We start from the raw sequence: 20,116 nt of genomic DNA, 5'->3' as shown, positions 1-20,116 counted from the left end.
GGATGCCGGCTTCCCGCTCCAATGGACAATGGGGTGCATGGAATTTGACCGTCTCCTCCAGGTCCGGCGCATCTACGCGCAGCCTGAAGCTTTGGAGCTGCCCCGTGGCCAGGAGATCGTGGCACGCTGGCCGGATGCCGACGTCGTGCTGGTGGAGAACCACTGGAACATTCCGGACGTGCACGGTGACGAAACGAACGTCCCGCGCTGGTCGCGGATCAAGACGGAGGCGCTGGTCCTCGGCGTGAAGAAGTCGCTGGCCGTCAAGCCCAACGGGCGTTCGGCGGACTTCATCGCTCCGTCTACCGCCAACGGGTGCGCCATGGCGTGCGCCTACTGCTACGTTCCCCGCCACAAGGGCTACAGCAACCCGGTCACCGTGTTCGCGAACATCGGGCAGATCGCCGGAGCCATCGAACGGCACGCCACCCGCCAGGGGATAAAACTGGAGCCCAACCAGTGCGACCAGGAGCTCTGGGTTTACGACATCGGTGAAAACAGCGACTGCTCGGTGGATGCCCTGATCAGCGACAACGTGGAAGAACTGGTCGGGTTGTTCCGCGAACTGCCCAACGCCAAGCTGTCCTTCGCCACGAAATTCGTCAACCCCGCGATGCTCGCATGGGACCATGGCGGCCATACCAGGATCCGCTTTTCATTGATGCCCGCGGACCTGGCGAAGTCCATCGACGTCCGCACATCGCCGGTGGCCGAAAGGATGGCCGCCATCAACGACTTTGTTGCAGCCGGTTACGAAGTACACGTGAATTTTTCCCCGGTCATCATCACGGATACCTGGCTTGCCGACTGGGAACAACTGCTGCGCCAACTCAACGCAACCCTGACCCCCGAAGCCAAAGCCCAGCTGGCGGCGGAGGTCATCTTCCTCACCCACAATGAGCAGCTGCACAACGTCAACCTGGGCTGGCACCCGCAGGCAGAGGAAGTGCTGTGGCGTCCCGGCCTGCAGGAAGCCAAAGTCTCATTGAACGGCTTCAGCAACGTCAGGTACCGCGCGCGGGCAAAGACAGGTTACGTGCGGCAACTCTCGACGCTCATCGCCGACATAGCGCCCTACTGCCGGATCCGCTACGCGTTCTAGCGGAGGCCGTCGTTTGCCGCGCGGAGGCGTCAGCCCTGGTGATTCTCCGGCAGCCGGCTGCCGGCCGTGTCATGACCGTCCTTGGCTTCTTTCGCCTTGCCAAACGGCAGCACTTTCATCAGCGGGCCCACGACGGCCAGGACCACCAGGCCCCAGGCAAGTCCCAGCACCGCCGAGCACAAAGTGTTCACGAGCCACGCGAGGAGGCCACCGACGGCGGGAACGGATGCCACCGGGTGCTCCAGGGCGTGGACAAGGTCGTAGGGGGCGTGCCAGCCGAGATCGTGGGCCCCCTGCAGCATGATGTGTCCGCCGACCCACAGCATGGCAATCGTGCCGACGAAGGTGATGGCCGCCAGGACCCCCGGCATTCCCCTGACGAGCAGTTCACCGATGCGCTTGGAACGTGCCGAGTCCTTGGCCATCAGGTGCAGCCCGATATCGTCCATTTTGACGATGAGGGCCACCGCACCGTAAACCAGCACTGTGATGGCAAACGCCACCAGCACCAGAATGAACGCCCGGACCCAAATGGATTCCGTTGCCACCTCATTCATGGAGATGACCATGATTTCGCAGGACAGGATGAAGTCGGTGGTGATGGCGCCCTTGACCACTTTTGCCTCGGCATCGTGCCCGCGCTCCACGGCCGGAGCTTCCCCGGCGTCGTGATGGCCGCCGCGGAACTTGTGCCAGACCTTCTCCGCTCCCTCATAGCAGAGGTAGGTACCGCCAAGCATGAGGATGAACGGGATGATCCCGGGAACGAACGCGCTGACGAGCAGGAGGGCCGGGAGGATGATCAGGAGCTTGTTGCGAATGGAGCCCCAGAAAATCTTCTTGATCATTGGCAGTTCGCGGGCGGGATCCGCACCGGAGACGTACTGCGGGGTGACGGCGGCGTCGTCGATGACCACTCCCGCGGCCTTGGCCCCTGCCTTTGCAGCGCCGGCCGCGACATCGTCCACAGAGGCCGCCGCGATCCGGGCCAGCGCTGCCACGTCATCGAGCAGGGCGACGAGGCCGCCGCTCACAGCCGGCCTCCGCGCAGCGGGTTATCGGAGCAGTGGGGATTTGGGGCAGGGTGCGTGATGGGCATGTTCGGAGTATATTGCAGGCCGCCCCGCGTCCTCAGCCCTTCTGGAGTGCCTCGGCGAACATCACAATGATGCCGCTGGGGCCACGCACGTAGGAGAGTTTGTAGACGTCGCCATACGTTGCGACGCCGCGCAGCGGGTGGCAGCCGTGCCTGGCCGCAATGGCCAGGGCATCATCAATGCTGTCGACGGAGAAGGCCACACGATGCATGCCGATCTCGTTGGGCAGGGTGGGCTCGGTGGGAATTGCATCGGGGTGGATGTATTCGAACAGTTCGAGGCGGCCGTTGCCGTCCGGCGTTTGGAGGAGGGCTATTTTGGCGTGGTTGCCGTCCAGGCCCACAGCCGTGTCTGCCCAGTCGCCGCTGACCGTGTCCCGGCCCAGGACGGTGAGGCCGAGGTCGGTGAAGAACGCGATTGTTGCTTCCAGATCGCCGACGGCGATGCCGACGTTTTCAAGTTTGATGGGCATACGGCACAGGGTACCAAGCAGGCGGCTCCGGCTAAGGTCTGATTTTGCCGGTGGCCTGCTGCGGGTTCCACCGGTGTCCGGCCGGCTGTTGTTCGCGGGCCGCCGGACCGGGAGGAACTGCCAGTTCCTAGAATGAGTGGGTGAACCTTTCGCATCTCGGCGCTCCGATCGGGCCGATGATCCGCGTCCACGGCGGCTATGCCAACCGGATGTACCGACTCGACACCGACCGGGGATCGTTCGCGGTGAAGGAGTTGAACCTCGCTGACCGACGGCAGCCCTATCGGGTCGAGGATGTGTTCAGGTTTGAGCTGGCAGCCTTCGCTGCCGGCATTCCCATGCCGGAGCCGATCTCGGCCGGCCACTCCACGCTCGTCCACCGGTGGGTCGACGGCGAGAAGGTGCCCGAAGCGCCGGTGTCGGCGGCGTTCGCGTTTGAGGTCGGCGGGATCCTGGCGCGCATCCACGCACTCGACGTCGCCTTTTCACGGGTGCCGGTCGAGGACCCGGCATCGCGGGACTGGTCCGAGCTCGCAGCACGGGCGTCGGCCACCGGACAACCGTGGGCCGACGAGCTCGCTTCTCGCGCCGGGACGTTCCTCGCGATCGCCCGTTTCGTCGACACCTGCGAACGGCCGGGCCCCGTCGTACTCACCCACCGGGACATCCAACCATGGAACCTCCTCGCCCGGGAGGGCCGGCCGGTGGTGCTCGATTGGGAGCTCTCGGGGATGCTCGATCTGTCCGGTGAGCTTGGCTCGACCGCGCTGGGCCTCGCTAAGGGACCCGGCTTCGACGACATCAAGCCCGCCATTTTCCGCTCGGTTCTCGACGGCTATGTTGCCGGCGGCGGCGCGCTGCCGGCGCCAGGTCCGAGCTGGTTTGTTTACCTGATCGGCGGTTGGCTGGGGCACACGAGATGGAACATCCTCCGGTGCCTCGCCGGCGTCGAGGCTGGCACCGGTCCTGACCTCGCGCTGTCGCACGAGGCGGTGCGCGACGGGCTGCGAGGCCTCCCTGACCTGTTCGGCCGGCTTCCGGAGCTCGAGGCGCTGCTGTTGTGAGTTGACGGCGATTGCCCACATTCTGTACCGTTTAGTACACATTGTACTAAACGGTACAACTAAAGTCTTGAAGGAGCCCATCATGTCTCATCCCCCCTTTCCTCCCTACACAGAAGAGTCCGCCGTGCAGAAGGTCCGTGCCGCCGAGGATGGCTGGAACAGCCGGGACCCCGAGCGCATTTCCCTCGCGTACAGCAAGGACAGCTGGTGGCGCAATCGCTCGACGTTCGTTCAGGGTCGCGCCGCCATCATCGAGTTCCTCTCCGACAAATGGGAGCGCGAGCTCGACTACCGGCTCATCAAAGAGCTGTGGGCCTACACCGACGACGTCATCGCAGTCCGCTTCGCGTACGAGTACCATGACTCCACGGGCCAGTGGTTCCGCGCTTACGGCAACGAGAACTGGCACTTCGACAAGGAAGGACTTATGACGCACCGTCACGCGAGCATTAACGACCTCGCCATTGACGAGTCAGAGCGTAAGTTCTTCTGGGACACCGCAGGCCCCCGGCCGGCAGATCACCCTGGCCTTAGCGAACTCGGACTCTAATGCCACGCACCCTTCTTGAACGCCCGGACGCCGTTCGCGCCCTCGCCGGTGTTTTCCGCCGGCGGGGGTTTGAGGGCAGCTCCCTGTCTGTCATCCAGCAGGAGGCCGGGATCGGTCGCGGCAGCTTGTACCATTTCTTCCCTGATGGCAAGACGGACATGGCCAGGGCGGTTCTTGACCAGGTGAAGGACTGGTTCGAGGATGAGGTTTTCGCGCCCCTTCGTTCCGCGGCTGACGCCGCTGAAGCGGTCTCCGCGATGACGAAGGCGGTCGCTAACTACTTCATCTCCCGCGAGAATGTCTGCCTGTTCGCCGCCATGACGCTCGGTGAGGAGAAGGCGACGTTCGCCGGCGAGGTCAAGACATACTTTGCGGACTGGGTGGACGCATTGGCCGCGCTCCTTCAGAGCGGCGGGCTCACTCCCGGGGACGCCCGTGAGAACGCGCTCGATGCCGTTGCCGTGATCCAGGGCGGACTCATCCTCACCCGCGCCTACGGCAACGAAACTACGTTCCTTGGGGTCATGGAACGCGTCGAGGGTCGCTTACTCGCCCAGCTCAGCTGACCCCTGGACTCGCAGCCCGACCTCGATTCTCGGGGAGCCATGGCGTCCGGTAAGCGATCAGCTTACGGGCACCTGCTCGAAGGGACGGGGCTCGCAATTTTCACAACCTACGGGAGTAGGCTCTGCGATATGACCCCTGAAACTGCATCTGAAGGTATTCGGCGTCCTGGGGGCTGGCTGCCCGGACAGGACGAACTCGAGGACTGGATTGCCGGCCACCGGGAACGAGTAGAAGCGCGCGGGGAAGACGTGCCCCTCCACCCGGTGATCGTCGAATTCCAGGAACTGATCGCCAGCGATCCGGTGGTCCGCCTCTATATGACCGAAATGATTGAACAGGTTCCGAAATCCAAGCCGTACCGCAAACGGCACCTCACAAGCGTCGACCAGATGCTGAGGCTCATCAACGAGGTCCTGACAATGGCCCCGGAGTTCAGCGAGGGCGGCATGGTCACCACCCCACTGACGGCAATCCTGGATTGGACCATGGGAACCGAGGCCGGCTTTGCCGCGCACCGCGACCCCAGGATCGTCGCCATGTTCCGGAAGGTCCTTGATGCTTGGTGTGTGTTCCTCACCAGTCCGGACTCGCTGTACGTGCTGAACGACTCACCCTCCGGGTGGATGTCAGAGAAGGCCCAGCGCGCCGTTGGCATACAGGACTACGAACATGATCCCCTCGCAGACCACTGGGGCTTCACGTCGTGGAACGACTTCTTTTCCCGCCGCCTCACCTCAACGTCGAGACCCGTTGCGGCCCCGGACGACAGCAAGGTCATCGTCAGCGCCTGCGAATCCACCCCGTACAAGATCAGCTCCGACGTTCAACGCCAAGGGCGGTTCTGGGTGAAGAACCAGCCTTACTCCCTCGATGACCTGCTTGCCCGGGACGAAGCGGTAGATCAGTTCGTCGGCGGAACGGTCTACCAGGCGTTCCTTAGCGCCCTGAACTACCACCGTTGGCATGCGCCGGTTGCCGGGACGATCGTACGGGCTTATTTGAAGGACGGCACCTACTTCTCTGAAGCGGAGTCGGAAGGCGCAGATGCTGTCGACTCTAGATTCTCGCAGTCCTACCTTGCCCACGTGGCGGCACGGGCCATCATCCTGATCGAGGCCGACGACCCAGCCATCGGCCTGATGGCCTTCGTCCCCGTGGGCATGATCGAAGTGTCCTCCTGCATCATCGGCAAGGACATCGTGCCGGGGCACCACGTGGATAAAGGCGATGAACTGGGGTACTTCCAGTTCGGCGGCTCAACCGAGTGCCTCATCTTCCGGCCCGGCGTCATTGACCAGTTCGCGCTGGAGGCCATACCCCAACCGCAGGATCCCAACGCACCCCTCGTCCGGGTACGGTCGAAAATAGCCACCGCAAAACCCTGAATGCCCAGGTGGACCGGAAGAGGCTTCTAGAGAGGACAATTGTGCCCAGCCCAACGCAGCCCGCACCCGGCTTAGTAGACCCCCTACAAAATGGGCACCGTTCCACCCCGGTAACGTCGGCGGTACATTAGATTCCGCTTGTACAACCCCGACAGGACCGCCATGAGCAACACCCGCACCACCACACCGAACAGCCAACCGACCGGGCGCCGCCGCTGGAACGGCACCGACCTGGGGCTGATCGCCGTCTTCGCCGCCCTCGTCGCCGGTGCAGCACTCGTGCCGGGGTTGGCCCTGAACGGTTTTGGCGTCCCCATTACCTTCCAGACCCTGGCCGTGATGCTCACCGGCCTGGTGCTCGGACCGGCCCGCGGACTTGCCGCCGTCGGGCTCTACACCCTCCTGGGGCTCGCCGGCCTGCCCATCTTCAGCCAGGGCCGCAGCGGCCTGGGCATCCTTGCCGGTCCCTCAGCCGGCTACATCATCGCTTTCCCCATCGCCGCGGGCGTGGTGGGCTGGCTGGCCGCCATCATCATCAAACGCACCCGCAAGGCCCGTGCCCTCTGGTTCTTCCTCGCCGCCACGGCCACCAGCGTTGTGGTGGTCCACACCCTGGGCATCCTGGGCATCGCCCTGAACTCCAAGGCAACCCTGGAACAGGCCTTCCTGGGCGACCTTGTCTTCTACCCCGGGGACATCATCAAGAACATCCTTGCAGCAGCCATCGCCGTCGCGCTGCACCGCGCCTTCCCCGACGTCCTGGTCCGCCGGGTGCGGCGGCAGGCCCCCACCCCTGCAAAGGCGTAGGACTGCGCGCCATGTCCACCGTGACTTTCGACCAGGTAACCGTTTCGGTCGAACAAGAGGACTCCCCGCAGCCCAAGGTCCTCCTTGGTGACGTTAACCTCCGGCTGGACGAACCACGCGTGGGCGTCATTGGCGCCAACGGCTCCGGCAAGTCCACGCTGCTGCGGCTGGTCAACGGGCTGGTCCAGCCCACCACGGGCACGGTGGCGGTCGACGGCGACGACACAGCACGTGCCGTGCGCAAAGTCAGGCGGAACGTCGGTTTTGTCTTCACCGACCCGCTCTCCCAACTGGTCATGCCCACCGGGCGGGAAGACGTGGAGCTGTCGCTGCGCCGCTCGGTGAAGAACGGAGCCGAGCGGCGCAGCCGGGCCGAGGCTGCCCTGGCGCGGCTCGGCCTCCTGCCGCTGGCAGACCAAAGCATCTACGAACTCTCCGGCGGCGAACGGCAACTGATGGCCCTCGCCGCCGTCCTCGCCGTCGACCCCAAGGTCCTGGTCCTGGACGAACCGTCAACACTGCTGGACCTGCGCAACCGCGAGCTGCTCCGGAGGACCCTTGCGGGCCTGGACCAGCAGATCATCATGTCCACCCACGACCTGGACCTGGCCCTGGAAATGGACCGGGTGCTGGTCATCGAACAGGGGCGTGTGGCCTTCGATGGCGCCCCGGCCGACGCTGTGGCGGCCTACCGCTCCTGGTGCCTGGACGGGCTGGACAGGATCAACACCGCGACGGACACGCCATGAGCGGCCACGGATTCCTCCTGGCCGATTATGTGCCGGGGACCTCGTACCTCCACCGGTCACCGCTGGCGCTGAAGTTCTTGCTCGTGGTTGGCTGCGGCCTGGCATCCTTCGTCATCGTGGACTGGGCCGCCTCTGCTGCGGTCCTGGCAGTTCTGTGTGGACTCTTCCTGTTGGCAGGCGCCGGGGGGAAGAGGCTATGGGGTGCTGTCCGGCCACTGGTCCCCGTGCTCCTGGTAGTGGGGCTCTTCCAAGGGTGGCAGCTGGGTGCACCCACCGGCGCACGGATTGTCCTGAACATCCTGGTGTGCGTCGTTGCTGCGTCCCTGCTCACCGCCACCACTCCCGTGCAGCAGCTGCTCGACGGCGTCGTCCGGCTGGCACGGCCCTTCGAAAGGTTCGGCGCCGACCCTGAGCGTTTCGCCCTGACCATCGGCATCATGCTCCGCAGCATCCCGTACATCGCCGGAACATTCGCTGACGTGCGGGACTCCGCGCGGGCCAGGGGCCTGGAACGCAATCCGCGGGCCCTGGTCCTGCCGGTGTTCATCACCTCCGTGGCCTACGCACGGCAAACGGGGGAAGCGCTCGCCGCCCGCGGCCTAGGCGAGGCCGAGGACTGACGGGGCACGCTAAAACCCGGCTCAGCAGCCCAGGCGCCGGTACTCCAGGAGCGCGGCCGTTCCCATGCCGCCCGCCATGCTGATCATCGCCATCGCCAGGGTGCCGTCGACGTCCGTCTTCCGTGCCTGCGCGAACAGCCGGGTCACCAGGACCGCCCCCGAGGCCCCGTAGGCGTGCCCCAGGGCCAAAGCACCGCCATCCAGGTTCACCCCCGCCGGGTCGATCCCCAGCTCATCGAGGCATGCGAGCGTTTGCGAGGCGAACGCTTCGTTGAATTCCACGAGGTCCAGGTCCCCGGCCGCGACACCGGCCCCGGCCAGCACATGCCGGGCCGCGCTCGCGGCACCGATCCCCAGAACCCCCGGAGCAACCCCGGCGGTGTGGGTACCGCGCACCAGCAGCGCGTCACGGGCGCCCAGTTCGCGTGCACGCTGCAGCGAGGTCATCACGACGGCGGACGCTGCGTCCGCGTCGAAGCAGGAGTTCCCGGCGGTGACGGTGCCCCCGGCGACGAAGGCGGCAGGGAACCGCGCCATGATTGCCGGGGTGAGGCCCGCCCGCGGTCCGTCATCGGTGGCGACGGCGCCTCCCGGGGTGGACAGTGCCACGATTTCGCCCTCATAGGTCCCGTCGCGCCCTGCTGCAAGGGCTTTCCGGTGGCTGGCCAGCGCAAACGCATCCTGCCGGTCGCGGCCGACACCGTATTCCTGCGCCACCGTCTCGGCGGCCACGCCCATCTCCGGATCGCCGAAGCTGTGCGGCACAAACTGGGCGCGATGGTAGAACTCCGGACCGCCGTCGTCGTTCCGGTGCGCACGCAACGGCGCCGTGCTGGTGCTTTCCACTCCGCCGGCAAGGTACACCTGGTTGCCGCCGCCGGCCACCAGCCGAGCGGCGAGGACAATGGCGTCCAGGCCCGAACCGCACTGCCGGTCCACGGTGAGCCCAGGAACGGTGACCGGCAGCCCGGCTTCCAGCAGGGCAAGTCGGGCCACGTTTCCGCCGCCCCCCACGGCGTTGCCGATCACCACGTCGTCAACGGAGGAGGGCTCCAGGGCGGCCTGGACGACCAGTTCCCGCAAGACCGGTGCCAGGAGTTCATGGGAGCGCAGGGCCCGCAAAGGCCCGTTGATCCGACAGACCGGTGTCCGGAGGGCGGCGATGATGACCGGTTGCCGTTCCGCCGGGAGATCCTCAGCCACCAAGGCTGCGCACCCGCGGGTCCCTGGCGTTGATCCATTCCAGCAGCAGGCTGCGGCTGACCTTGCCCCGGTCCGTGGTGGGGAGTTCGGGCAGGAGGTAGTACTGCAGCGGCCGTTTGTCCCTGGCCAGGATCTCCTCCAGCCCGGTCCGCAGCTGGGTGGCGGTGATTCCGCCCTGGGACGGGACCACCCCGGCCACCACGCGCTGGCCGCGCAGGTCGTCCGGCATGCCGGCAGCCACCGCTGCGGCCACCCCTGGAACAGCGGCCAACGCCAGTTCAACCTCGTGCGGGTAGACGTTCCGCCCGGCGGTGAGGATCATGTCCGCACGCCGGCCCAGGATGTGCAGCTCCCCGTCCGCCAGATAGCCCTGGTCCCCCACCGTGAACCAGCTCCCGAACGAGCGCAGGGCCTCGCCGTCGTCTCCCCACAAGTAGCCGTTGCTGACCATGCCGCTGCGCACGCAGATATTGCCGTAACTGCCTTCCGCTACAACGGTGCCGGCATCATCCCTGATGCTGACCTCGACGCCTGGAAAAGGCCGGCCAATGCCGGTCCCGCCCGGAGTTCCGGCCTGCCCGGCTGCCAGTCCGAGTCCGGAGACGAAACTGAGCTCGGACGCGCCGTAGTACTCGTAAATCGTGGCGTTGGGCGCCCAGCGCCGGGCGGCTTCAAGGGTCCTGGCATCGAGTTTGGAACCGGCACAGATGATGGTCCGGATCCCCGATGCGTCAACGCATCCGGTCATGCCGCGTTCACTGAGCATCCGCAGCATGGTGGGCACCAGCACCAGCCGGGTAACCCGGTCGTGCGTAATGGCCGCGTGGACGTCGCCGACGTCGAACGACTCCAACGTTTGGAACTCGGAACCGGTATACAGGCACTCGGCCAGGGCATACAGGTTCAGGCTGGCCGCCAACGGGCCGGGAGCCAGGGTCACGTCATCCTGGCGCAAGCCAAAGAACTCGATGGACGCGTCAAAGGACTGCTGCCAGGACTGCCTGGACCGGGTAAAAGCCTTGGGGACTGAAGTGGTTCCCGAGGTCAGGCCAATGAGGAATCCGGTGGCCGGCGGCCCGTCGGCCAAGGCGTCGTCCGGGTCCACCTGGGCAGGAACCGCGCACGCCTCAACCCGGCGGACAATGTCCTCCTGCAGGGCGGCGGGCCATGAAGGATCAAGGACCGCGCATTGCCGGCTGCCGGCCACAGCTGCCGCGAACCTCACCGCGAACTGCACGGAATTGGCCTCGCAGAGGGTGGTTACCGACTTTGTCTCCGCCACCAGCGATTCGGCAGCATCCCGCAACTCAGCCCAGTCCAGCCGGCGCCCGGCGACCACGACGGCGGTGTGGTGCGGCCGCTGCTCCGCCCAGTGCTGGATCTTGTTCAGGAAAGGCACGGACCAACTTTACCGGCAGGCACGGATTGAGCCTCCGGGCCGCGGGTATTGTGACGTTATGAGTTTCAACGACAACGCGCAGCTGGATCCGTCCCAGGTCCAGGACCGGCGGGGCATGGGCACCGGGGTCAAGGTTGGGGGCGGGATTGGCGGCGGCTTAGTGCTGCTCATTGCGCTGCTGCTGGGCATCAACCCCAACCTCCTTGGCGGGTTGACCGACGGCGGGACCGCCGGACAATCCCAGGGCACCGCGCCTGCCTGTAAGACCGGCGCGGACGCGGACGCCCGCCTCGACTGCCGGATCACCGGTACGGTCAACAGCCTCAACGCCTTTTGGCCCGGCTACCTGAAGAAGTACAACGTGCAGTATCCCCGGCCTGAAGCGGTGATCTTTAAGGGCGGCACCAACACCGCTTGCGGCGCCGCGACCTCGGAGGTGGGTCCGTTCTACTGCCCCACCGACACCACCGCGTACTTCGATCCCGGATTCTTCCAGGAGCTCGTGGACCGGTTTGGCTCCTCCGGCGGTCCGCTGGCGCAGGAATACGTGGTGGCCCACGAGTTTGGCCACCACATCCAGAACCTGCTGGGTGATCTGGGGCGTGCCCAGCAGGATCCGCAGGGACCCGAATCCGGTTCCGTGCGGACTGAGCTGCAGGCTGACTGCTACGCAGGATTGTGGGCCAAGTACGCCTCCAGCACACCGGACCCGGCCACCGGCCAGCCTTACCTGGAACCGCTCACCCAGCAGGATGTCAACGATGCCCTCTCGGCGGCCGCGTCCGTGGGTGATGACCGGATCCAGAAGGCCGCCACGGGGCGGGTCTCCCCCGAGGGCTGGACGCACGGGTCCAGTGAGGAACGCCAGCGCTGGTTTGCCCGCGGCTACCAGTCCGGGGACATCAAGCAGTGCGACACGTTCAGCGCCGCCACCCTTTAACTGGGCCCACGCTGCCGAGGGGCCCCAATCGAGCGTACGAGCTTGGGGAGGTAGCGTAGGAGGGTTCCCTCGCCGAGCGAAGCGAGGTTAGGGGCCCGGGGGGGGGACGACGACGGCGGGCCGCCTTCCCAAGGGAAAGTGGCCCGCCGTCGTGGTACCTATTTAGATGTTGAAACCGAGGGCCCGCATCTGGTCCTTGCCGTCGTCGGTGATCCGCTCGGGACCCCAGGGCGGCATCCATACCCAGTTCAGGCGCCAGTCGTCCACAACGCCGTCCAGGGCCTGTCCCACCTGCTCCTCGAGTACATCGGTGAGCGGGCAGGCAGCAGTGGTCAGCGTCATGTCGATCAGCAGGGCGCCGTCGTCGTCGGAGTACTTGAGGCCGTACAGCAGACCCAGGTCCACCACGTTGACGCCAAGCTCAGGGTCGATGACGTCCTTGAGCGCCTCTTCGACGTCCTCCAGGGCCGTTCGGCCCGGCTTGATTTCGGTCATGACAAGTCCTTACTAGGCCTGTGCTGCGGCAGCAGCCGCGATGGTGGCTGCACCGGCGCCCGTGGCGTAACGGTCGTAGCCCTCTTCCTCGAGGCGGTCGGCCAGTTCGGGGCCGCCTTCCTCGACGACCTGGCCGTCCACGAACACGTGGACGAAGTCAGGCTTGATGTAGCGCAGGATGCGCGTGTAGTGGGTGATCAGCAGGGTGCCCATGTTGCCTTCGGCGTGGGCGCGGTTGACGCCCTCCGAGACGATCTTGAGGGCGTCAACGTCCAGGCCGGAGTCTGTCTCGTCGAGGATGGCGAACTTGGGCTTGAAGAGCTCCAGCTGCAGGATCTCCACGCGCTTCTTCTCGCCGCCGGAGAAGCCTTCGTTGACGTTGCGCTGGGCAAAGTCGGCGTCGATCCGCAGCTTCTCCATCGCGGCCTTGACGTCCTTGGTCCAGGTGCGCAGGGCCGGCGCCTGGCCGTCAATGGCGGTCTTGGCGGTGCGGAGGAAGTTGGTCATGGTGACACCGGGAACCTCCACCGGGTACTGCATGGCCAGGAAGACGCCGGCGCGGGCGCGCTCGTCGACGCTCATGGCCAGGACGTCTTCGCCGTCCAGGGTGATGGTGCCGCTGGTCACGGTGTAGCGGGGGTGGCCGGCGATGGTGGATGCCAGGGTGGACTTGCCGGAGCCGTTGGGGCCCATGATGGCGTGCGTTTCGCCGGTCCTGATGGTCAGGCTGACGCCCTTCAGGATCTCCTTGGTGCCCTGCTCCGTGTCAATGCTGACGTGCAGGTCCTTGATCTCAAGAGTTGACATGCTCTTCTTTCTTCTTCGTTCGTAAGTCCGGTGCTGCGGGCGCTCAGTAGTTGTTTACTGCCGCGCCGTTCAAAACGTTGGTGACGTCCACGTAGACGTCGTCGCCATCGAGTTCGACGGCGAAGACGGGCACGGGATCGTAGGCAGGGAGCTGGAGGGGCTGGCCGCTGCGCAGGTCGAACTGGGAGCCGTGCCCCCAGCACTCGATGGCGCAGCCTTCCACGTCGCCCTCGGACAGTGAGATGTCCGCGTGCGAGCAGGTGTCGCCGATGGCGTGGATGTCGCCCATCGAGTCCCTGACGACAGCCACAGGATAGCCGTCCACCAGGACGCGCAGCGCCTGCTTGACCTTGATGTCATTGGCGCTGCACACCAGCTCGCCCTTGGGAGTCCCGTTCATGCGTTCGTGCCCGTCCGTCCTAGTAGTCGATTGCGGTGAGTTCGCGTTCCACAGCCTCGGTCAGGCGCTCTTCGAGGGCCGGAACCTTGATCTGCTGGATGATCTCGTTCAGGAAGCCACGCACCACCAGCCGGCGGGCAACATCCTCGGGGATGCCGCGCGCCATCAGGTAGAACAGGTGCTCGTCGTCGAAGCGGCCGGTGGCACTTGCGTGGCCGGCGCCTTCGATCAGGCCGGTTTCAATCTCGAGGTTCGGAACGGAGTCCGCGCGGCAGCCCTCGGTCAGGACCAGGTTCTGGTTCTTCTCGTAGGAGTCGGTGCCTTCGGCCTGCTTCTGGATGAGGACGTCGCCAACCCAGACCGTGTGCGCACCCTTGCCCTGCAGCGCGCCCTTGTACAGGACGTTGGACTTGCAGTTGGCCACGTTGTGGTCCACGAAGGAGCGGTGCTCGAGATGCTGGCCCGCGTCGGCGAAGTAGAGGCCCAGGAGCTCGGCCTCGGCGCCTTCACCGGCGAAGCGGACGTTGGAGTTCATCCGCACGATCTTCCCGCCGAGGGAGACGGCAATGTGCTTGTAGACCGCATCCTTGGCTACCTCGGCGTCGTGCTGGGCCAGGTGCTTGGCGTCGTCACCCCACAGCTGCAGTGAAACGACAGTGAGGTGGGCGCCTTCGCGGACCAGGATCTCCACGTTGCCGTTGTGGTCGGCCGAACCGTCGTGTTCGATGATCACCACCGCACGGCTGTTCACCCCGGCTTCGATCACATGGTGGGAGTTGGTGCGCAGTCCCGCCCCGTTGCCGGTCAGGACGAGCCGGACGGGGGCGTCCAGTTCGGTGTTGGCCGGGATCGAGATGAACTGGGCCTCTTCCGAGTTGGCGGAGCCGACGACGGCGGCCCGGTCGGCCGGGACCAAGGTGGCACCGCGGGGGGCCTCACCGGCGCGCAGGGTACCCTGGCGGACAGCCTCGGGCGCTTCGACGGAGACGCCCAGGGCGCCGGCTTCCGCGGCCGTGTCGGAAAGCAGGTTCGCCAGTTCGCGCACCGGAGTGAAGCGCCACTCCTCTTCGCGGCCGTTCGGCAACGCGAAATCGGCCACCTTGTGGCTGGTGAGGCGTTCGGCGCGGGAGGCCATGACCTGTACGCCATGGCTGTGGTGGCGGTCCACTTTGGAGGCAACGAGGTGTTCGCCCTCCTCGGTGAAGCCGGCGATCGACGGTGCGCCGATGCGCGCCTTTTCAGTAGTAGCTTCGGCAGTCATTAACCGACGGATCCTTCCATCTGGAGTTCGATGAGGCGGTTCAGCTCAAGGGCATATTCCATGGGCAGTTCACGGGCGATCGGCTCAATGAAGCCGCGCACGATCATGGCCATGGCCTCGTCCTCGCGCATCCCGCGGGACATGAGGTAGAACAGCTGCTCCTCGCTGACGCGGGAGACAGTTGCCTCGTGTCCCAGCTGGACATCGTCCTCGCGGATGTCGATGTACGGGTAGGTGTCAGACCGGGAGATGGTGTCCACCAGGAGCGCGTCGCAGCGCACGGTGTTGGCCGAGTGCTTGGCACCTTCCCGGACCTGGACCAGGCCGCGGTAGGCGGCGCGGCCGCCACCACGGGCAACGGATTTGGAGATGATGGAGCTCTTGGTGTTCGGCGCGATGTGGACCATCTTCGAACCGGTGTCCTGGTGCTGTCCTTCGCCTGCAAACGCGATGGACAGGGTTTCGCCCTTGGCGTGCTCGCCCACCAGGTAGACGGCCGGGTACTTCATGGTGACCTTGGAGCCGATGTTGCCATCGATCCATTCCATGGTGGCGCCGGCTTCGCAGATGGCGCGCTTGGTCACCAGGTTGTAGACGTTGTTGGACCAGTTCTGGATGGTGGTGTAGCGGACGCGGGCGCCCTTCTTGACGATAATCTCCACGACGGCGGAGTGCAGCGAGTCCGAGGTGTAGATCGGGGCGGTGCAGCCTTCGATGTAGTGGACGTAGGAGTCTTCGTCGGCGATGATCAGCGTTCGCTCGAACTGGCCCATGTTTTCCGTGTTGATGCGGAAGTAGGCCTGCAGCGGGATCTCGACGTGGACGCCCTTGGGCACGTACACGAAGGAGCCGCCGGACCAGACCGAGGTGTTCAGCGAGGCGAACTTGTTGTCGCCCACCGGGATAACCGTGCCGAAGTACTCCTGGAAGATCTCCGGGTGCTCTTTCAGGGCAGTATCGGTGTCCAGGAAGATGACGCCCTGCCGTTCGAGGTCCTCGCGCAGCTGGTGGTAGACAACCTCGGACTCGTACTGGGCGGCGACACCGGAAACAAGGCGCTGCTTTTCGGCCTCGGGGATGCCCAGCTTGTCGTAGGTGTTCTTGATGTCCTCGGGCAGGTCATCCCAGCTGGCAGCCTGCTTCTCGGTGGACCGTACGAAGTACTTGATGTTGTCGAAGTCGATGCCGGACAGGTCCGCGCCCCAGGTGGGCATGGGCTTGCGGTCGAAGTACTTCAGGCCCTTGAGGCGCAAGTCAAGCATCCATTCCGGCTCGCTCTTCTTCGCCGAAATGTCCCGGACAACCTCTTCGCTGAGCCCGCGGCGCGCATTGGCGCCGACATCGTTCTTGTCAGCCCAGCCGTACTCGTAGTTGCCGATGCCGTGGAGCTCGGGATTCTTTTCCAGAATCTCCGAGATCACAGTGTTTTCGGCTACTGCTTTCTCTGATAGTTGGTCCGTCATCACGGCCTTTCTTGCTGATGGTTGATTACTTCGTCCAGGCCGGCGGGGGCTGCGGCCGGCACGGTGGCCGGTTTGGCAGGCAGCCTGCCTGTAGGAATGTGGGTGGTGCAGACGTGGCCGCCGCGGGCCAGGGTGGAGAGGCGGCGGACGTCCACTCCCACCAGTCTTGAGAACACTTCGGTTTCGACGTCGCAGAAGACGGGGAAGCGTGCGGCGAGCTGCTGGATGGGGCAGTGCCCCTGGCAGAGCTGCACGCTGGACAGCGCGGCGGGCAGCGGCGCCTTCGCTTCGATGGCTGCGGCGGAAGCGACGAAGTTGTCCCGGCTCAGTGCGGCCGAAAGTGCCGTGGCGCGGTCCCGGATGTCCGGACCTGCTTCCTCGATTTCGGGTGCGTAGCGCCGCTCCATGTCCGCGAAGCGTTCTTCCGCGAAGGCGCGCACCGCGTCCGGGCCGGCGACCTTCTGCAGCTGCTGGAGCGCCAGGGCGGCAATGTCCAGGTAGTCATTGCCCAGGCTCGATTGGCCCTGTGAACTCAGGACGTAGCGTCGGGCGGGACGGCCTGCACCCGCGCCGGGCTTTGCCACCCTTTTGACTTCGATGACGCCTGCACGGGAGAGGTGGTCCAGGTGCCGGCGGACAGCCGCCGGGGTGAATCCCAGCATGTCTCCGAGTTCGGCCGCGCTGACGGGTCCGTGCTCCAGGACGGCAGCGAGCACCCGGTCACGGGTACGCTCGTCTGCATCAGCCACGGGAGCCGGCCCAGCCAAGGGCACAGTAGCAGCAGCATTGGTCATGGAATACACAACACAATCATGTCGTAATTTAGTCCACGACTCCAGTAAGGGCAGGCTGACCTTGGCTCCTGCCGGAATGTGACCGCGCGCTTCCCGTGGCACCCGGGAGTGCCGCCCGGCGCCGGAGGCGGGAGCCGCAGCAAGGACGGCACTGAATACTACATCCCGTAGAATACTGTCGTGCGATCCCCCAAGTCCCCTGTCCTGTCCATTAACGGGCTCATCAAGGACGTAGGCCCCCTGTCCAACCTGGACGGAAAGATGCTCCGGGTGGTGAGCGGCGTTTCACTCATCGCCGAGCGGGGGGAAGTGACCGCGTTGCTGGGCGCCAACGGTGCCGGCAAGACAACCACCCTCGAATGCGCCCAAGGCCTGCAGAAACGCAGCGGCGGCAGCATCTCGCTGCTCGGCCAGGACCCGGCGGCGGCCGGCGCCGGCCTCCGCGCCCGCGTTGGCGTCATGCTCCAGGATGGCGGGCTCCCGCCGTCGGCAAGGCCCCTGCCGCTGCTGAGGCACATCGCCGGCCTCTACGCCAACCCCTGGCCCCTGGAAGACCTGGTGGGCAGGCTGGGCATCGATACCTTCAGCCGGACCGGCGTCCGCAGGCTGTCCGGCGGCCAAAAGCAGCGCCTTGCCCTGGCCGCCGCCCTGATTGGGCGGCCCGAAGTGCTGTTCCTGGACGAGCCAAGCGCCGGCCTGGACCCACAGTCCCGCCAGCTGGTGTTCGACCTGATTGCCGAACTCCGCGATGGCGGCATGGGCATCATCCTCACGACCCACCTGATGGACGATGCCCAGCGCCTTGCCGATTACGTCTACATCATTGACGGCGGCCGCAACGTGGCAGAGGGAACGGTCCAGGAACTGCTGCAGCGCAGCCCGGTGGCGGACCCGGGCGCCGAACACGTCCGGACCCTGGTCTTCGAGGCACCGGCCGGCCTGGACGTGGCCGCCGTGCTGCCCGCCGGCGTCGACGTCTCCGAAGCGCGCGCCGGGAGCTACACGGTGACCGGCACCCTGACACCGCGCCATCTGGCCGCCCTGGCGCAGTGGTGGGAAGCGAAAGGCATCATGCCGGCCTCGATGAGCCTTCAGGCGCGTAGCCTTGAAGACGTCTTTTTGGATATTTCGGGAAAGGACATCCGATGAGCGCCGCAGCACTGCAGGAGCACCAGCAGCCCGCTCCCCTGCTTCGCCGTGTGCTGCTGCAGGGCAAATACGAGGCACTGACGATGCTCCGGAACGGTGAGCAGCTGATCCTTGCAGTGGTGCTTCCGCTCCTTGCCCTTGTTGGCCTGACGGTGACCCCTTTCCTGGACGGCATGGGCTCCAGCCGCGTGAACGTGGCGGTCCCCGGCATCCTGGCCCTCTGCGCGATGTCCACCGCCTTCACCGGCCAGGGCATCGCCACCGGGTTCGACCGCCGGTACGGAGTCCTGCGGTTCCTGTCCACCACGCCGCTGGGCCGCGGCGGCCTGATCGCCGGCAAGGTCCTTTCCGTCCTGGCCGTCCTCTGCCTGCAGGTGGTTGTGGTGGGCTTGGTGGCGCTCGCCCTGGGCTGGCAGCCGACGGCGGCCGGCTGGCTTCCCGGCCTGGGACTGCTGGCGCTTGGCGCCGCAGCCTTCACGTCACTGGGGCTGCTGGTGGCCGGAACGGTGCGGCCGGAAGCGACCCTGGCCATCACCAACCTGCTGTGGATCCTCTTGGGCGCGATGGGCGGCATCGTCATCCCCGCCGAACGGCTGCCTGCCGCAGCCCAGGCTGTCATCCACTTCCTGCCCTCCGGCGCGCTCGGCGAATCCATGCGTGCCGCTTTCCTGGGCGGGGCCGTCAATGGCGGCGCCGCCCTCATCCTGCTGCTCTGGACCGTCATCGCCGGGGCCGCAGCCATCCGTTGGTTCAAGTGGAATTGAGAAAATCGTGACCACGGCTTCCCGCCTCCCCCAGCTCGCCAGCCGCCTGGCGTCCCGGCTGCCCCGCACCGTGGACGTCCGCGTCCGCCGCCTCGCTGTCGCGTCGCTGATTGGCCAGACACTCCTGGTGGTCACCGGCGGTGCCGTCCGGCTGACGGCGTCCGGACTTGGCTGCCCCACGTGGCCGCGCTGCACTTCCGATTCGCTGGTGAACACCCCGGAAATGGGCATTCACGGTTTCATTGAATTCGGGAACAGGCTACTGACGTTTGTCCTGGCCGCGGTTGCCGTGCTGTTGCTGGTTTACCTGTGGAACCTGCGGAAGGAACGCAAGGACCTCTTCCTGCTGGCCTTGGGCCTGCTGGCAAGCATCCCGGCGCAGGCCGTGATCGGCGGCATCACCGTGCTGACCAACCTCAACCCGTGGGTGGTGGGCCTGCACTTCCTGGTGTCCATGGCCCTGGTGGTCTTCTCCACCTTGCTGGTGAACCGCGCTTTCGGCCGGACCGGCCGTTTCCTGGCAGCCCGGCCGGCCGTGCTGCCCGCGGTCCTGCGCCCGGTGACGGCCGCCGTCGCCCTCTTCTCTGCCGTGGCCGTCATGCTCGGCGTGGTGGTGACCGGAGCCGGACCGCACGCGGGTGACGCGGATGCGCCCCGCAACAACCTCGACTGGGACCTTGTGTCGCACATCCATGCCGTACCCGCCTACCTGGTGACTGCCGGCACGGTGGTGGCCCTCGTCCTGGTGGTGCGCCGGCGGATCTCCGGCCCCTTCCGGACCGCAGTCCTGGCCCTTCTTGGAGTGACGGTCTTGCAGGCTGTCATCGGGTTCACGCAGTACTACAACGGCATTCCCGCGTTGCTGGTGGCGGCCCACATGCTCGGTGCCGCGCTGCTGATGGCTGCATCGACGAACGCCTGGGATATCGCCCGCTCAAGCACGGCCAAGTAGGTTCAGGCACCGCCATAAAGAAGGCGCCCCGGTCCCTTTGTGGACCGGGGCGCCTTTCCTTTATTGGCGGGCCTTG

22 protein-coding genes are annotated in these 20,116 nt (G+C 65.9%); 12 read left to right on the top strand and 10 right to left on the bottom strand.

The genetic code is table 11. From position 1 onward, the window contains the following. Positions 1-37 precede the first annotated feature (37 nt). Positions 38-1,102 carry a spore photoproduct lyase family protein gene (locus QRM95_RS00940; RefSeq protein WP_285246052.1) on the top strand — a complete coding sequence of 355 codons (1,065 nt, stop codon included), beginning with the start codon at positions 38-40 and terminating at the stop codon, positions 1,100-1,102. A gap of 29 nt (positions 1,103-1,131) precedes the next feature. Here the strand turns inward: QRM95_RS00940 and QRM95_RS00935 are convergent, their stop codons facing one another. Continuing rightward, entirely contained in the window at positions 1,132-2,136 is a 1,005-nt protein-coding gene (locus tag QRM95_RS00935) for a DUF808 domain-containing protein (RefSeq protein WP_285246051.1), read from the bottom strand. Between the two features lie 97 nt (positions 2,137-2,233). Continuing rightward, a complete protein-coding gene (locus QRM95_RS00930; RefSeq protein ID WP_285246050.1) occupies positions 2,234-2,671 on the bottom strand; it encodes a VOC family protein in 438 nt (145 codons plus the stop codon). A 140-nt stretch (positions 2,672-2,811) separates the two neighbouring features. Here QRM95_RS00930 and QRM95_RS00925 point away from each other — a divergent pair, with 140 nt between their 5' ends. From QRM95_RS00925 to QRM95_RS00895, 7 genes are all read left to right on the top strand, one after another. Next, entirely contained in the window at positions 2,812-3,735 is a 924-nt protein-coding gene (locus QRM95_RS00925) for a phosphotransferase family protein (RefSeq protein WP_285246049.1), read from the top strand. 82 nt (positions 3,736-3,817) lie between these two features. Beyond that, entirely contained in the window at positions 3,818-4,285 is a 468-nt protein-coding gene (locus tag QRM95_RS00920) for a nuclear transport factor 2 family protein (RefSeq protein ID WP_285246048.1), read from the top strand. Further along, complete coding sequence (locus QRM95_RS00915; protein ID WP_285246047.1) at positions 4,285-4,851, top strand: TetR/AcrR family transcriptional regulator; 567 nt, start codon at positions 4,285-4,287, stop codon at positions 4,849-4,851. Before QRM95_RS00920 ends, QRM95_RS00915 begins: the two co-directional genes overlap by 1 nt. A gap of 129 nt (positions 4,852-4,980) precedes the next feature. Next, the gene (locus QRM95_RS00910; RefSeq protein WP_285246046.1) at positions 4,981-6,237 is read left to right on the top strand and encodes a phosphatidylserine decarboxylase family protein; all 1,257 of its coding nucleotides are present in this window, start codon (positions 4,981-4,983) and stop codon (positions 6,235-6,237) included. Positions 6,238-6,399: 162 nt separating this feature from the next. Continuing rightward, on the top strand, positions 6,400-7,044 hold the full coding sequence (locus tag QRM95_RS00905) for a biotin transporter BioY (RefSeq protein WP_285246045.1): 645 nt from the start codon (positions 6,400-6,402) through the stop codon (positions 7,042-7,044). An 11-nt stretch (positions 7,045-7,055) separates the two neighbouring features. Further along, positions 7,056-7,793 (top strand): energy-coupling factor ABC transporter ATP-binding protein, encoded by a 738-nt coding sequence (locus tag QRM95_RS00900; RefSeq protein WP_285246044.1) that lies wholly within the window; start codon positions 7,056-7,058, stop codon positions 7,791-7,793. Next, on the top strand, positions 7,790-8,413 hold the full coding sequence (locus tag QRM95_RS00895) for an energy-coupling factor transporter transmembrane component T family protein (RefSeq protein WP_285246043.1): 624 nt from the start codon (positions 7,790-7,792) through the stop codon (positions 8,411-8,413). Before QRM95_RS00900 ends, QRM95_RS00895 begins: the two co-directional genes overlap by 4 nt. Before the next feature lie 21 nt (positions 8,414-8,434). Here the strand turns inward: QRM95_RS00895 and QRM95_RS00890 are convergent, their stop codons facing one another. Both QRM95_RS00890 and QRM95_RS00885 read right to left on the bottom strand, forming a co-directional pair. After that, positions 8,435-9,619 carry a thiolase family protein gene (locus QRM95_RS00890; protein WP_285246042.1) on the bottom strand — a complete coding sequence of 395 codons (1,185 nt, stop codon included), beginning with the start codon at positions 9,617-9,619 and terminating at the stop codon, positions 8,435-8,437. Then, complete coding sequence (locus QRM95_RS00885) at positions 9,609-11,015, bottom strand: class I adenylate-forming enzyme family protein (RefSeq protein WP_285246041.1); 1,407 nt, start codon at positions 11,013-11,015, stop codon at positions 9,609-9,611. The genes QRM95_RS00890 and QRM95_RS00885 overlap by 11 nt, the downstream gene beginning before the upstream one ends. A 58-nt stretch (positions 11,016-11,073) precedes the next feature. Between QRM95_RS00885 and ypfJ the strand changes: the two genes are divergently transcribed. After that, positions 11,074-11,955, top strand: coding sequence for a KPN_02809 family neutral zinc metallopeptidase (gene ypfJ, locus QRM95_RS00880; protein ID WP_285246040.1), 882 nt, complete (start codon positions 11,074-11,076; stop codon positions 11,953-11,955). A gap of 162 nt (positions 11,956-12,117) precedes the next feature. Here ypfJ and QRM95_RS00875 read toward each other — a convergent pair whose 3' ends face one another. From QRM95_RS00875 to QRM95_RS00850, 6 genes are read right to left on the bottom strand one after another with little or no spacing between them, the layout of a single operon-like run. Then, entirely contained in the window at positions 12,118-12,450 is a 333-nt protein-coding gene (locus QRM95_RS00875; protein WP_018761278.1) for a metal-sulfur cluster assembly factor, read from the bottom strand. A gap of 12 nt (positions 12,451-12,462) precedes the next feature. Continuing rightward, on the bottom strand, positions 12,463-13,257 hold the full coding sequence (sufC, locus tag QRM95_RS00870) for a Fe-S cluster assembly ATPase SufC (RefSeq protein ID WP_285246039.1): 795 nt from the start codon (positions 13,255-13,257) through the stop codon (positions 12,463-12,465). A gap of 43 nt (positions 13,258-13,300) precedes the next feature. Then, positions 13,301-13,657: a non-heme iron oxygenase ferredoxin subunit gene (locus QRM95_RS00865; RefSeq protein ID WP_285246038.1), complete on the bottom strand. Its 357-nt coding sequence runs from the start codon at positions 13,655-13,657 to the stop codon at positions 13,301-13,303. A 19-nt stretch (positions 13,658-13,676) separates the two neighbouring features. Then, entirely contained in the window at positions 13,677-14,918 is a 1,242-nt protein-coding gene (gene sufD, locus QRM95_RS00860; RefSeq protein WP_109044624.1) for a Fe-S cluster assembly protein SufD, read from the bottom strand. Next, positions 14,918-16,381, bottom strand: coding sequence for a Fe-S cluster assembly protein SufB (gene sufB / locus QRM95_RS00855; protein WP_285246037.1), 1,464 nt, complete (start codon positions 16,379-16,381; stop codon positions 14,918-14,920). Before sufB ends, sufD begins: the two co-directional genes overlap by 1 nt. After that, a complete protein-coding gene (locus QRM95_RS00850; protein WP_285246330.1) occupies positions 16,381-17,175 on the bottom strand; it encodes a helix-turn-helix transcriptional regulator in 795 nt (264 codons plus the stop codon). Before QRM95_RS00850 ends, sufB begins: the two co-directional genes overlap by 1 nt. A gap of 180 nt (positions 17,176-17,355) precedes the next feature. On the opposite strand from QRM95_RS00850, the gene QRM95_RS00845 reads away from it, so the two are divergent. From QRM95_RS00845 to QRM95_RS00835, 3 genes are read left to right on the top strand one after another with little or no spacing between them, the layout of a single operon-like run. Next, positions 17,356-18,324 (top strand): ABC transporter ATP-binding protein, encoded by a 969-nt coding sequence (locus QRM95_RS00845; protein ID WP_285246036.1) that lies wholly within the window; start codon positions 17,356-17,358, stop codon positions 18,322-18,324. Beyond that, the gene (locus QRM95_RS00840) at positions 18,321-19,088 is read left to right on the top strand and encodes an ABC transporter permease (protein ID WP_133831525.1); all 768 of its coding nucleotides are present in this window, start codon (positions 18,321-18,323) and stop codon (positions 19,086-19,088) included. Before QRM95_RS00845 ends, QRM95_RS00840 begins: the two co-directional genes overlap by 4 nt. Before the next feature lie 7 nt (positions 19,089-19,095). After that, entirely contained in the window at positions 19,096-20,040 is a 945-nt protein-coding gene (locus QRM95_RS00835) for a COX15/CtaA family protein (protein ID WP_285246035.1), read from the top strand. The last annotated feature ends 76 nt before the right edge of the window (positions 20,041-20,116 follow it).

This window comes from Pseudarthrobacter sp. efr-133-R2A-89 (genome assembly GCF_030209315.1).
Taxonomy (GTDB): domain Bacteria; phylum Actinomycetota; class Actinomycetes; order Actinomycetales; family Micrococcaceae; genus Arthrobacter.
Note: the sequence above shows the minus strand (reverse complement) of the source record. Positions and strands in the feature narration are given on the sequence as shown.